The organism is Rhizobium sp. R339, assembly GCF_002211395.1.
Taxonomy (GTDB): domain Bacteria; phylum Pseudomonadota; class Alphaproteobacteria; order Rhizobiales; family Rhizobiaceae; genus Rhizobium.
The window spans coordinates 238,864-251,012 of the sequence record NZ_LOKV01000001.1 but is presented as its reverse complement, the minus strand read 5'-3'; the positions used below and the strand labels follow the sequence as shown (position 1 = coordinate 251,012).

The following is a 12,149-nucleotide window of genomic DNA, read 5'->3' as shown; positions in this document are numbered from 1 at the left end:
TCGAAGGCCGGAACCCGCAAGCACGGGCTCCGGCCTCCTGTTTAACGTCTTACTTCAGCTTGTCTTCGGTGTAGTAACCGCTGTCGACGAGGATCTGCTTGTAGTTGGTCTTGTCGACGGCAACCGGCTTCAGCAGATAGGACGGAACGACCTTGACGCCGTTGTCGTAGGTCTTCGTGTCGTTGACTTCAGGCTCCTTGCCGGACATGACGGCATCGACCATGGCAACGGTAACCTTGGCGAGTTCGCGGGTGTCCTTGAAGACCGTCGAGTGCTGTTCGCCAGCGATGATCGACTTGACCGACGGGATTTCAGCGTCCTGGCCGGAAACGACCGGAAGCGGCTGGTCAGCCGAACCGTAGCCGACGCCCTTCAGCGAGGAGATGATGCCGATCGAGAGGCCGTCATAGGGAGACAGGACAGCATTGACCTTGGCGTCGGTGTAGTTTGCCGAGAGCAGGTTGTCCATGCGGGCCTGGGCCGTTGCCGGATCCCAACGCAGCGTGCCGACCTTGTCCATGCCGGTCTGGCCGGACTTCACGACGAGCTTGCCGGAGTCGATGTAGGGCTGCAGGACGGACATTGCGCCATCATAGAAGAAGAAGGCGTTGTTGTCGTCAGGCGAACCGCCGAAGAGTTCGATGTTGAACGGGCCCTTGCCATCCTTGAGGCCGAGGGCGTCAACGATGGAACCAGCCTGCAGAACGCCGACCTGAAAGTTGTCGAAGGTGGCGTAGTAGTCGACGTTGGCGGAGTCGCGGATCAGGCGGTCGTAAGCGATGACCTTGATGCCGGCGTCGTGAGCCTTCTGGAGAACGTCGGAAAGCGTGGTGCCGTCGATCGAAGCGATGACGAGAACCTTGGCACCCTTGGTGACCATGTTTTCGATCTGCGACAGCTGGTTCGGAATATCGTCGTCAGCATACTGCAGGTCGGTCTTGTAGCCGGCGGCCTCGAGCTGCTTGACGATGTTGTTGCCGTCGTCGATCCAGCGAGCGGAGGACTTCGTCGGCATTGCAATGCCCACGAGACCCTTGTCCTGCGCCATGGCAGGCATAACAAACGAAGCGACGCCGAAGGCAGCCGCAGCCATCAATGAGATAATGGATTTCATTTCTCTCTCCCTTGTTAAACATTGGCGGACAAAAAATCGTCCGCCCCGAAACTGTGGCAGGTTCCGTATTGGATAGTTACTTCAGATGGTGAGAAACGAAGTAGGTCTCCTCCACGATCTCACACGTGTTGAGTGCCAACCAGCACACGGCGGCAAACTGGTATGGATTCCTATAACTGTCAAATAGAATAAGTGGTAAAGTGCATAACAATTTTGGTATATCGTTAAAAAGTATTACTTTTAATGGAGCGCAGCGAGGAGGCTGCAACCATGACGATTATCTCCGAGCCATTTTTGATGGATCACGTCGATATCCACAGCGATAACTTCGGCGACGACGGCCTTTTGCGTGCGGGACTTAAGCTGAATCACCTGCGCATGATCGTCGCAATCGAAGATAGCGGACAGATTTCCGCAGCTGCGGAAGTGCTGAACATTTCGCAGCCCGCAGCGTCGCGAATGCTGTCCGAAATGGAATCGATCACCAAGACCCAGCTCTATGAGCGCGTGGCCCGCGGCGTGGTGCTGACGACCTTCGGCGCGGCCCTTGCCAGACGCGCGCGCAAGATCCTCCTGGAGCTGCGCGAGGCGAGCCGCGAGATCGGCGAATTGAAGAGCGGCAAGGGCGGCTCGGTCTTCATCGGCGCGGTGACGGCGCCGGCCATGAGCCTCGTGGTGCCGGCGATCAACAAGGTGCGCAAGGCCTATCCGGGCATCGAAATCAACATACAGGTGGAGACCAGCAACGTTCTCGCCCGCGAGCTGCTCGCCGCCCGCCACGATTTCATCATCGGCCGCATTCCCGACGATCTCAATCCGCGCCTTTTCGAGGTGACCGAGATCGGCGTCGAGCGGGCCTGCCTGATCGTGCGCAAGGGTCATCCGCTGTTGAAACAGAAGCCGAGCAGCCTCGCCGACGTCAGGGATTACGACTGGGTGTTCCAGCCGCCGGGCACGCTGCTGCGCCGCACGATCGAGGACATTTTCCTGTCGCGCGGAGTGGCGCTGCCCGAAAACATCGTCAACACCTCCTCGCTGCTGCTCACCTGCGCCATCGTCTGCGAAACCGACGCCATCGCCCCCGTCGCCATCGACGTCGCCCATTTTCTCGCCAGCCAGGGCGCCAAGGCCTCCGATGTGCGCATGCTGCCGATCGATTTCGACATCAACGTCAAGCCCTACAGCCTGATCACGGCGAAGGAACGGGCGTTGCCGCCGAGTGCGAGGCTGCTCTATGACATTATTCTGGAGGAGAGCCGAAAGCAGGCGGGATGACGGTCGTAAGCCGTCCTCGTGTCGCGAGACGCTATATGGGCTGCTTTTCAGCCATTTCAACCGATCCCTGCCGTACACCATTCGATTTTTTCGCGTGCGGGTAGAAGATAAATCTTCTGCTTTTTGTTGCCGGCAACAGCGTTTTTGGGAGCCCACCAGACCATGCCTACGCCATTGTTGGTAGGCTACAGCGCAATCTGGTGAAATTGAACGGGATACAACCCAATGTAACATCGGTCGGTGTTCATGTTTTTTCAGGAGATCGCCGACATGTCATCTAAGGAAGATCCGAAGCTGCTACGCAATACTGCGCGCAGACATTTTCTGGGTGTCGCCGCAGCCGCCGGCGCTCGTCTCGCCGGCATCGCAGCCATAGCCACAACAATTTCCACCTCTCCAGCCAACGCGCTGGGACGGCTTTGGGGACGCGGCGGCTCCGGTGGACGCGGAGGCTCTGGCGGGAGCGGCGGCTCAGGCGGAAGCGGTGGCTCCAGTGGCGGCAGCGGCCCAAATTGCTTCCTGCGGGGAACGGCGATCCTCACGGATTGCGGTGAGAAGCCCATCGAGAATCTCAGCATCGGCGATCGGGTTGCCCTTCCCGACGGCAGCACCCGTGCGGTGAAGTGGATCGGCCGTCAAAGCTTCAGGAAGAGCGGCAAGAGCTGGCAAAAATCCGTCGTGCCGATCCGGGTTTCCCGCCACGCGCTGGACGGACACACGCCGCATTCGGATCTCTATCTGTCGCCCGGCCATGCGCTGTACCTGAACGGCGTTCTGATCCAGGTGAAAGACCTGGTGAACGGCACGACGATCGCGCCGGTCACGCCCGCCGCCGGCATGTCGATCGACTATTATGCGGTCATGCTCGATACCCACGAAGTTATCCTCGCCGAAGGCGCTGCGGCCGAATCCTTCCGGCTGCATGACAGCAACTACGAGAACTTCTGCAATTTTGCGGAATACCGGCGTCTCTATGGCGAGGAGCGCGTCGTGATGGCATCCTTTGCGCCGTTGCTGGCAGGCGGCTGGTCACATTTGAAAGCGCTCCTCCTGCTCGGCGTTTCGCCGCTGGCAAGGGTGCCCGATCCATTCGGGAATGCCTGCGAAAGGATCGACGCGCAAGCCAGGGAGCTGTCACTCTGACAGGACCGGAACGCGCGGGACCGGTCTGGCTGCTGCCAAGCCGCGCGTCCGATTTGCGAGCACATCAAACAAAGACATCAAGCGTGGCGCGCATCATCGCGCCACGCTTGATGACATCGGCCTTCTTCTCTTCGTCCGCTGCCGGCAAGCCCTGCGCCATCTTGGCGGGCTCTAATGTCCGAGAGAGGAAGGTGCATGCTATTCGGACAATCGGTATTTCAATCAGTTCTCGAGCGGCTGAAAGCCGAGGAAGAGCCGGACGATGACGCCGAGGCGCCGGCTGCCCACCGCGTATGCGGGCTTGCCACCGGCCTCGCCTTCGATGTCATGGAGGGTGTCTCGGCCGCCTCGCAGCGCATCGGCCAAGCCTATTTCGACAATCTGGAACTCGATGCCGCGGCCGCAACCGCAGCGGAACCGCCGCCGCCGCCCGAGCCGGAGCCAGCGCCAGAGCCTGTTATGCCGGACCATCTCACCCGCACAGCACCGGCAGAGGTCGCGGCCGAACTGGCGATCTCCGCCGCCGACACGGCCCTGACGCTTGGGGAGAAGCGCCGCGCCTTCGCCCGCGCCAATCATCCCGACGGCGTCGCCCTGCCCTTCCGCGACAATGCGACCAAGCGGATGATGCTCGCCAATCTGCTGATCGACGAAGCGCTGCGGCGTCTCGCGCGCTGATTATTCCGCCTGTCCGTCCTTCGATGGCTTGTCGGTGGCCGCCGCGGGCTCTTCGTCTTCCTCGTCGTCAGCCTGCACGGCCGGCTCCGTCGTCTGCGGCTGCGGATCGAAGGTCCAGAACAGCACATAGAAGGCATAGGCGCCGGCTCCGCCCGAGATCACGCCCCAGAAGGGATCGCCGGTGACGAACTCGACCGTGGCCCAGGCAAAGCAGACGGCAACGATGGCTATGCGCACCCAGAGGCGGCGATAGGCCGGATGGTTCGGATCGATCAGTTGCATCTTTGTCCCACGGTCGCATATGTCACGCATGCCCCGGCATGCATCGCACATGCCCCCGGCATGTGCCGCTTGTCTTTAGTTCGAATCTTGCAAATGTGAAAGAGCCGCGGGCTTGACGCGACGCAGAGAAGGTGGAATGAAAATTCCAGATTTTTGGCAATTCGGTTTATTTGTTCCGAATTCTAGGGAGGTTGAAATGACAGTGAGATTTGGTCTTCTCGGCGCCGGCCGCATCGGCAAGGTTCATGCGAAGGCCGTAAGCGGCGACGCCAATGCGACGCTGGTTGCGGTCGCAGACGCCTTTCCGCAGGCCGCCGAAGCCATCGCTTCCGCCTATGGCTGCGAGGTCCGCACCATCGAGGCGATCGAAGCCGCCAAGGACATCGACGCCGTCGTCATCTGCACGCCAACGGACACACATGCCGACCTGATCGAGCGTTTCGCCCGCGCCGGCAAGGCGATCTTCTGCGAAAAGCCGATCGATCTCGACGTCGCCCGCGTCAAGGCATGCATCAAGGTCGTCGAAGAGACCGGCGCCAAGCTGATGGTCGGCTTCAACCGCCGCTTCGATCCGCATTTCATGGCGGTGCGCAAGGTCATCGACGAAGGCAAGATCGGCGCTGTCGAAATGGTGACGATCACCTCGCGCGATCCCGGCGCCCCGCCGGTCGACTACATCAAGCGCTCGGGCGGCATCTTCCGCGACATGACGATCCACGATTTCGACATGGCCCGTTTCCTGCTCGGCGAAGAGCCGGTCTCGGTGCTGGCGACCGCCGCCGTGCTGGTCGACAAGGCGATCGGCGAAGCCGGCGATTATGACAGCGTCTCGGTGATCCTGCAGACCGCCTCCGGCAAGCAGGCCGTCATCTCCAACTCCCGCCGCGCCACCTACGGCTACGACCAGCGCATCGAGGTGCATGGCGCCAAGGGTATGGCGGCCGCCGAAAACCAGCGCCCGGTCTCGATCGAAGTCGCCAACGGCGACGGCTACACCCGCCCGCCGCTGCATGATTTCTTCATGACCCGCTACACCGAAGCCTATGCCAACGAAATCGCAGCCTTCATCTCGGCGATCGAAAAGGGCACGAAGATCTCGCCTTCCGGCGCCGATGGCCTCGCAGCCCTCGCACTCGCCGACGCCGCGGTCCAGTCCGTCAAGGAAGGCAAGCTGATCAAGCTCGGCTGACGGCCCTCTCCCGACCGGCAGCCACGCATGAGATGGCCGGGCAACCGCCCGGCCATTTCGCGTTTTCTGGTAAAGTGTATAGAAGACCCCTCCCCACAAGAGGGAGGGGGGCTTACCTGCCGCGCCTAACGACCTCCCTTTCACCGTTTCATCCGCAGAACGGGTCGATGCTTGCCGCAGTCGGCCGCCGCGCGTTAGTCCCTCCCCCTTGTGGGGAGGGGGTTGGGGAGGGGTTTTAGCCCTACCCCCCACCCTGAACACCCGAGACCACAATATCCTGGTCGATCACCGACAGCGCCCGGTTGAGATGCCCCTCGAAAACCAGGATCGGCTCTTCGACTGCCACCCGGATCTCCGGCATGCCCTCCATGCGCACGATATGCGACTGGCCAAGCCCTTCTTCGACCCCCTGGCGGAGAAGATCGTAATAGCGCGTGCCCGGCCCGGTGATGGCGATCGGCATGCGCTCGGTCAGGCTCAGCATGCGCGATAGCCCGTTGCCGAGCGCCAGCCCCGCCTGGCGGAAGGCGAAGGCGGAGGTGCGGTGGCCCTGGCGGGCGCGCAGGGCGATCTTGTCAAGTTCGGCCACCGGCACGAATTTCGCCGGGATCGTATCGAGCGGCACTTCGAAGGCGCTGCGCAGGATGGCGTAGAAGCCGGCATAGGCCTCGATGCAGCCGCGTGTGCCGCAGCGGCAGAGGCCGCCATTCGCCATGTGCAGCATGTGCCCGAAATTCGGCGCCGAGACCTCCTGCCCCGTTGGCCCGCCGCGCCGGACGATGCCGAGGCCGATGCTGTGGCCGAGCGAAAGGGCCGCGAGCGAGCGGAAATCGGCGCCCTTGACGATCTCCTCGCGTGCGCCCAGCGCTGCGGCGACCAGCAGCGTCTCGTTGTCTAGAATGACCTTGGCCTGCCAATCGGGCCGCAGCGCCGATTCGAAATCGATCTGCTCGCTGCCGAAGATCGGCGACCAGAGAAGAACCGGCTCGGTCGAATCGACCAGACCCTTGCTGCTGATTGAGATCAGCAGCACCTTTTCCTGGGTGATCCTGGAGCGGTCGAGAATGCGCGACAGCCCGGCGCGCACCCCTTCCACGAAACGGGCGGCACCCGAGGGATCATGCGAGCGCTCCTCGCTGAAGCGGTCGATCAGCTTGCCGGCATAGTCGACCAGCGAATATTGCACCGCATCCGAGGAGATGATGACGACGATCAAGTAGCCGCAATCGCGCCGCTGGCGCAAAAGCACGCGCGGCCGACCGCGGCCGCTGGTCGCCTGCTGCTCGGATTTTTCGATGATTTGCGCCTTTTCCAGATCGGCCGTTATCGCCGAAATGGTGGCCGAGGAAAGGCCGGTATGATCGGATATTTCGGTATGGGCGAGCGCGCCGTGACGGCGCAGCACGGACAGCACGAGCACGCTGTTTCTCTGCCGGACCAGCTCCGTGCTCGACTTGGTCAGCATGAATGCCGCCCTCTCCTCCTGCTTGCCCCACCCTTGGTTTCCACTGCATCTCCGGCCGCCGTTGCGCAAGCGAATTAAGCCGATAGTGCAGTGTTGACAGTTGAAAAAATCTCTGACATCAAATTTCTCGACTGTCGAGAAAAAAATCCGAACCTTCTCGACAGGCTTATCGCGGTGGCCGGAGGAAGCATGGGCTGGGCCGGTCGCAACTCACTCGGGAGGACATTATGAAGTCTATTTTGAAGCTGATGGCAGGGGCTGCCATCCTCGTTTCCGTGCATACTGCCGCCATGGCTGCCGATCTCGTCGTCGGCGTTTCCTGGTCGAATTTCCAGGAAGAACGCTGGAAGACCGATGAAGCCGCCATCAAGAAGGCTCTCGAAGCCAAGGGCGCCAAATATATTTCCGCTGATGCGCAATCTTCCGCCGCCAAGCAGCTCACCGACGTCGAATCGCTGATCTCGCAGGGCGCCAACGCGCTGATCATTCTCGCCCAGGATTCCGACGCCATCGGCCCGGCGATCGAAAAGGCCGCCGCCGAAGGCATCCCGGTCGTCGGCTACGACCGCCTGATCGAAAACCCGGCCGCCTTCTACATCACTTTCGACAACAAGGAAGTCGGCCGCCTGCAGGCCGAAGGCGTCTTCAAGGCGAAGCCTGAAGGCAACTACGTCTTCATCAAGGGCTCGTCCTCCGATCCGAACGCCGACTTCCTGTTCTCGGGCCAGCAGGAAGTGCTGAAGGCCGCGATCGATGCCGGCAAGATCAAGAATGTCGGCGAGGCCTATACCGACGGCTGGCTGCCGGAGAACGCCCAGCGCAACATGGAGCAGTTCCTGACCGCCAACAACAACAAGGTTGACGCCGTCGTCGCCTCCAACGACGGCACGGCCGGCGGCGCGATCGCAGCGCTCGACGCCCAGGGCCTCGCCGGCTCCGTTCCGGTTTCCGGCCAGGACGGCGACAAAGCGGCGCTGAACCGCATCGCGCTCGGCACGCAGACGGTTTCCGTCTGGAAGGACAGCCGCGAACTCGGCACACGCGCCGCTGAAATCGCTCTCGACCTCGCCGGCGGCAAGGACATGAGCAAGATCGACGGCGTTCAGGCCTTCAAGGGCGGCCCGAAGGGCGTCGAAATGCAGTCTGTCTTCCTGAAGCCGCTCGCCATCACCAAGGACAATCTGAACGTCGTCATCGACGCCGGCTGGATCTCCAAGGCTGAAGCTTGCCAGGGCGTCAAGGCCGACACGGTCGCCGCCTGCAAGTAAGCGAGCGCCAACCGGAATTGCCGGCGCCGCAGCGGAAACACCGTTGCGGCGCCGGATGCGGATGAGAATGAAAACGACCAGGTTCTCTCCGCCTCGCCGCACCACCGCGGACCTTCCATCCCTGCCGGAACGATGCCGCGAAGCCGCGCGACCGCAGGGATCATCGCGATGGTCTATTGAAGACAGACGAATGACGCCGAGGGCAGTTTCGCGCATGCCGGCGTACCCGTCCAAACAGAATGGGGGAACGGCAAACCCATGGCCGAAATGGTAAAATCAACGACTTCGAGCGGACCGAGAACGGCGGAAGCCAATCCGGTGACCCGCTTCTTCCGCGCGACAGAGATCGACACGCGCCTGCTCGGGATGATCGGCGCGCTCATCATCATCTGGATCGGTTTCCACATCATCACCGGCGGCCTGTTCCTGACCCCGCGCAATCTCTGGAACCTCTCGGTCCAGACGACCGATATCGCGATCATGACGACGGGCATGGTGCTGATCATCGTCACCCGCAACATCGACCTGTCGGTCGGCTCCGTGCTCGGCCTCTGCGGCATGATCATGGGTGTGACCCAGGCCAAGATCCTGCCGGAATATATCGGCTTCGACAGCCCCTTCACCTGGGCGATCACGCTTCTCGTCGGCCTGATCGCCGGCTGCCTGATCGGCGCCTTCCAGGGCATCATCATCGCCTTCCTGAACGTTCCCTCCTTCATCGTCACCCTCGGCGGCCTGCTCGTCTGGCGCGGCGCGACCTGGCTCGTCACCAGCGGCCAGACGGTCGCCCCGATGGACCAGACCTTCCGCATCATGGGCGGCGGCGCCGAGGGCTCGATCGGCGCCACCTGGAGCTGGGTCGTCGGCATCGCCGCCTGCCTCTTCGTCGTCGCCAGCATCGTCGGCTCGCGCCGCCAGCGCCGCCGCTTCGGCTTCCCGCGCCGGCCGATGTGGGCCGAATATTTCCTCGCGACACTCAGCTGCGTGCTGATCCTCGGCGCCGTCTGGATCGCCAACAGCTATTACTGGCCGATCAACATCGCCAAGAAATATGCCGAGACCAACAATATCCCCTGGCCCGAAACCGGCCTGGACATTCCCTACGGCATCGCCGTGCCGGTGCTGATCGCCATCGTCGTCGGCATCATCATGACCTTCATCGCCACCCGCCTGCGCTTCGGCCGCTACGTCTTCGCGATCGGCGGCAATCCTGAGGCGGCCGAACTCGCCGGCATCAAGACCCGCTGGGTCACGGTGCGCATCTTCGCGCTGATGGGCATTCTCGCAGCCGTCGCGGCGGCGATCTCCACCGCCCGCCTCAACGCCGCCACCAATGCGCAGGGCACGCTCGACGAGCTCTACACCATCGCCGCCGCCGTCATCGGCGGGACGTCGCTCGCAGGCGGCACCGGCACCATCGCCGGCGCCATGCTCGGCGCGCTCGTCATGCAGTCCCTGCAATCGGGCATGGTTCTCGCGCATGTCGACACACCGCTGCAGAGCGTCGTCGTCGGCACCGTCCTCGTCGTCGCCGTCTGGCTCGACACCGTATACCGCTCCCGTGCCAAGTGAGAGGAGCCCTAGACATGGCTGATCAACGCACTCCCCTCGTGGAACTGAAAAACATCTCGATCTCCTTCGGCGGCATCCACGCCGTGGACAATGCCTCTGTCGATCTCTACCCCGGCGAAGTCGTCGCTCTTCTCGGCCATAACGGCGCCGGCAAGTCGACGCTGATCAAGATCCTCTCCGGCGCCTATAAGCGCGATAGCGGCGATATCCTGATCAATGGCGAGCCGGCCGACATCCGCAATCCGCGCGATGCCAAGAAATACGGCATCGAGACGATCTATCAGACGCTCGCCGTCGCCGATAACGTCGACGCCGCCGCAAACCTTTATCTCGGCCGCGAGCTGAAGACCCGCTGGGGCACGCTCGACGACGTCGCGATGGAAGCCTCGGCCCGCGAAGTGATGGGGCGCCTGAACCCCAACTTCAAGCGCTTCAAGGAGCCGGTGAAGGCGCTCTCAGGCGGCCAGCGGCAATCGGTGGCGATCGCCCGCGCCATCCTCTTCAATGCGCGTATCCTGATCATGGACGAGCCGACGGCCGCGCTCGGCCCGCAGGAGACGGCGCAGGTGGGCGAGCTGATCAAACAGCTGAAGAAGGAAGGCATCGGCATCTTCCTCATCAGCCACGACATCCACGACGTCTTCGACCTCGCCGACCGCGTCTCGGTGATGAAGAACGGCCAGGTCGTCGGCCACGCCCGCACCGAGGACGTGACCAAGGACGAGGTGCTCGGCATGATCATTCTCGGCAAGGTGCCGCCCAAAGCCATCCCCGGCCCCGGCGCCATGCAGATCTGACCTCTGCGAGGTCATCGCCAGCAACATCATGCTCCGCCGCCCGCAGGGCCGGCGGAGTGTTTTACGCTTGCCGCCCTCCGCCCAGTGCATCAACTGGCAACGAGGTTTGGAAGGACGTTTTTAACGAGCCTCACTCCTCTCAAAACGTCCCCCCGGCGCCGCTGCCCGCATGACAGGCCGAGTTTCCGGCTGCTTTGACCGGATCAAGGGCGGGAAATCCACGAAAATGCTGCCGAAAATACCTCCGCCCGCTGAATTTCAGCCGCCAAGGAGGTTTGGAAGGACGTTTTTAAGGAGGCTCAACATTTCTAAAAAGACGAAACTCCTCCGACCTCCACCCATTTTCTAAAATGTTGATCCTTCTTAAAAACCTCCTTGTCACTGATAACTGACTGATTTCTCTCATTTTCACTGGAAGAGAGGTTTTTAAGCGAAGACGGTGAAGCTCTCTCGATCTGCCGCCAGCCGAAAGCCAAGCACTTCGCCCCGCCGCAAGGCATGGTCTCGGCTGCCGACAGCGCCCGCCAAAAACCATCAATCGCCAGGGCCAGCGGATGAAAATCCCCGCCAAACCGCAAGCACCCGTATTTCTGAGAATTTCCCGATTGAAGCCAGCCGCAAGCTAGGCTAAGAACCACCCATCGGAAAGGCGATTCAAACCGCCTCAGGATGCACCCGTAGCTCAGCTGGATAGAGTGTTGGATTCCGATTCCAAAGGTCACAGGTTCGAATCCTGTCGGGTGCGCCATTTATTGTAACGCTTGGCATCAGCGTGCACCAGCTTGCCAACAACGTGCTCCCTGCCTGCCAACAGCGTACACCGACTTCCAGAAAATTGAATAAAAACAATGAACGCGCCGTTTTTGATGCCCATGGTGTTCTGCGTTTCTGGATGCGAGGCTGGTTCTGGCGAAGTCGAACTGGAGGCAGGCGCTCGGGGCTTTCCTAACGCTTCTGCGCATCGCTGGACGACCGTTTCCGCCTGGTATTCTGCCCGACTTTCCATCGCGACCTTCCTGCTCGGTGAAAGGACTTAGTCCTTGCAGTATGGATCGTGAAGATTGGAAGTCTCGAGAAATTTGTTAAAAATAATTTGGAGCCACTGCGAGAAGAGCTGCGGATCTGCGACCCGTCATTACTTGTCTCGCGATGAAGTCTATTTCAGTATATCTTCGCATCGGCCGCACTGTCACTCAGATTTGGTGATGAATAAATCCGTACATCCGCGATCTTCACAAGAAGATCTTCGGCATCACTGGGTTCTTATGGATTCGGCTGCGAATCCATGTTGAGCCGAACCGTCTTGACAAGAATTCCGGGCGACGTGCGAACGTCCGTCGTGCCATCCTGGCTCTGGCTTTCCCAG

Annotated in this window: 11 protein-coding genes and 1 tRNA gene; 8 read left to right on the top strand and 4 right to left on the bottom strand. The window is 61.5% G+C overall.

The features are described from left to right. Positions 1 to 49: 49 nt before the first annotated feature. Positions 50 to 1,114: a multiple monosaccharide ABC transporter substrate-binding protein gene (chvE, locus tag ATY76_RS01175; RefSeq protein WP_088672948.1), complete on the bottom strand. Its 1,065-nt coding sequence runs from the start codon at positions 1,112 to 1,114 to the stop codon at positions 50 to 52. 270 nt (positions 1,115 to 1,384) lie between these two features. Between chvE and ATY76_RS01170 the strand changes: the two genes are divergently transcribed. From ATY76_RS01170 to ATY76_RS01160, 3 genes are all read left to right on the top strand, one after another. Continuing rightward, a complete protein-coding gene (locus tag ATY76_RS01170; RefSeq protein ID WP_088673724.1) occupies positions 1,385 to 2,389 on the top strand; it encodes a LysR family transcriptional regulator in 1,005 nt (334 codons plus the stop codon). 270 nt (positions 2,390 to 2,659) lie between these two features. Then, positions 2,660 to 3,532 carry a Hint domain-containing protein gene (locus tag ATY76_RS01165; RefSeq protein ID WP_088673723.1) on the top strand — a complete coding sequence of 291 codons (873 nt, stop codon included), beginning with the start codon at positions 2,660 to 2,662 and terminating at the stop codon, positions 3,530 to 3,532. A 195-nt stretch (positions 3,533 to 3,727) separates the two neighbouring features. After that, the gene (locus tag ATY76_RS01160) at positions 3,728 to 4,210 is read left to right on the top strand and encodes a hypothetical protein (RefSeq protein WP_088672947.1); all 483 of its coding nucleotides are present in this window, start codon (positions 3,728 to 3,730) and stop codon (positions 4,208 to 4,210) included. Here the strand turns inward: ATY76_RS01160 and ATY76_RS01155 are convergent, their stop codons facing one another. Beyond that, positions 4,211 to 4,492: a hypothetical protein gene (locus tag ATY76_RS01155; RefSeq protein ID WP_088672946.1), complete on the bottom strand. Its 282-nt coding sequence runs from the start codon at positions 4,490 to 4,492 to the stop codon at positions 4,211 to 4,213. It lies immediately after the preceding gene. A gap of 196 nt (positions 4,493 to 4,688) precedes the next feature. On the opposite strand from ATY76_RS01155, the gene iolG reads away from it, so the two are divergent. Further along, on the top strand, positions 4,689 to 5,681 hold the full coding sequence (gene iolG, locus ATY76_RS01150) for an inositol 2-dehydrogenase (protein ID WP_088672945.1): 993 nt from the start codon (positions 4,689 to 4,691) through the stop codon (positions 5,679 to 5,681). 241 nt (positions 5,682 to 5,922) lie between these two features. Here the strand turns inward: iolG and ATY76_RS01145 are convergent, their stop codons facing one another. Next, the gene (locus ATY76_RS01145) at positions 5,923 to 7,146 is read right to left on the bottom strand and encodes an ROK family protein (RefSeq protein ID WP_088672944.1); all 1,224 of its coding nucleotides are present in this window, start codon (positions 7,144 to 7,146) and stop codon (positions 5,923 to 5,925) included. A 227-nt stretch (positions 7,147 to 7,373) separates the two neighbouring features. On the opposite strand from ATY76_RS01145, the gene xylF reads away from it, so the two are divergent. The 4 genes from xylF to ATY76_RS01125 all read left to right on the top strand — a co-directional run bounded on the left by xylF (position 7,374) and on the right by ATY76_RS01125 (position 11,531). After that, positions 7,374 to 8,414, top strand: a complete 1,041-nt coding sequence (gene xylF, locus ATY76_RS01140) for a D-xylose ABC transporter substrate-binding protein (RefSeq protein ID WP_088672943.1) — start codon at positions 7,374 to 7,376, stop codon at positions 8,412 to 8,414. A gap of 258 nt (positions 8,415 to 8,672) precedes the next feature. Beyond that, complete coding sequence (locus tag ATY76_RS01135; protein ID WP_088672942.1) at positions 8,673 to 9,986, top strand: sugar ABC transporter permease; 1,314 nt, start codon at positions 8,673 to 8,675, stop codon at positions 9,984 to 9,986. A gap of 14 nt (positions 9,987 to 10,000) precedes the next feature. Beyond that, the gene (locus tag ATY76_RS01130) at positions 10,001 to 10,783 is read left to right on the top strand and encodes an ATP-binding cassette domain-containing protein (protein WP_088672941.1); all 783 of its coding nucleotides are present in this window, start codon (positions 10,001 to 10,003) and stop codon (positions 10,781 to 10,783) included. A gap of 671 nt (positions 10,784 to 11,454) precedes the next feature. Next, positions 11,455 to 11,531 (top strand) — tRNA-Arg (locus ATY76_RS01125). Here the strand turns inward: ATY76_RS01125 and ATY76_RS33940 are convergent. Further along, a complete protein-coding gene (locus ATY76_RS33940) occupies positions 11,502 to 11,657 on the bottom strand; it encodes a hypothetical protein (protein WP_210199510.1) in 156 nt (51 codons plus the stop codon). The genes ATY76_RS01125 and ATY76_RS33940 overlap by 30 nt on opposite strands. Between the last annotated feature and the right edge of the window lie 492 nt (positions 11,658 to 12,149).

Excerpts from the sequence above, each read along its gene's own strand:
- xylF (WP_088672943.1), top strand. The coding sequence starts at position 7,374 with ATGAAGTCTATTTTGAAGCTGATGGCAGGGGCTGCCATCCTCGTTTCC.
- ATY76_RS01160 (WP_088672947.1), top strand. The coding sequence starts at position 3,728 with ATGCTATTCGGACAATCGGTATTTCAATCAGTTCTCGAGCGGCTGAAA.
- ATY76_RS01170 (WP_088673724.1), top strand. The coding sequence starts at position 1,385 with ATGACGATTATCTCCGAGCCATTTTTGATGGATCACGTCGATATCCAC.
- ATY76_RS01135 (WP_088672942.1), top strand. The coding sequence starts at position 8,673 with ATGGCCGAAATGGTAAAATCAACGACTTCGAGCGGACCGAGAACGGCG.
- ATY76_RS01165 (WP_088673723.1), top strand. The coding sequence starts at position 2,660 with ATGTCATCTAAGGAAGATCCGAAGCTGCTACGCAATACTGCGCGCAGA.
- ATY76_RS01130 (WP_088672941.1), top strand. The coding sequence starts at position 10,001 with ATGGCTGATCAACGCACTCCCCTCGTGGAACTGAAAAACATCTCGATC.
- ATY76_RS01155 (WP_088672946.1), bottom strand. The coding sequence starts at position 4,492 with ATGCAACTGATCGATCCGAACCATCCGGCCTATCGCCGCCTCTGGGTG.
- chvE (WP_088672948.1), bottom strand. The coding sequence starts at position 1,114 with ATGAAATCCATTATCTCATTGATGGCTGCGGCTGCCTTCGGCGTCGCT.
- iolG (WP_088672945.1), top strand. The coding sequence starts at position 4,689 with ATGACAGTGAGATTTGGTCTTCTCGGCGCCGGCCGCATCGGCAAGGTT.
- ATY76_RS33940 (WP_210199510.1), bottom strand. The coding sequence starts at position 11,657 with ATGGGCATCAAAAACGGCGCGTTCATTGTTTTTATTCAATTTTCTGGA.
- ATY76_RS01145 (WP_088672944.1), bottom strand. The coding sequence starts at position 7,146 with ATGCTGACCAAGTCGAGCACGGAGCTGGTCCGGCAGAGAAACAGCGTG.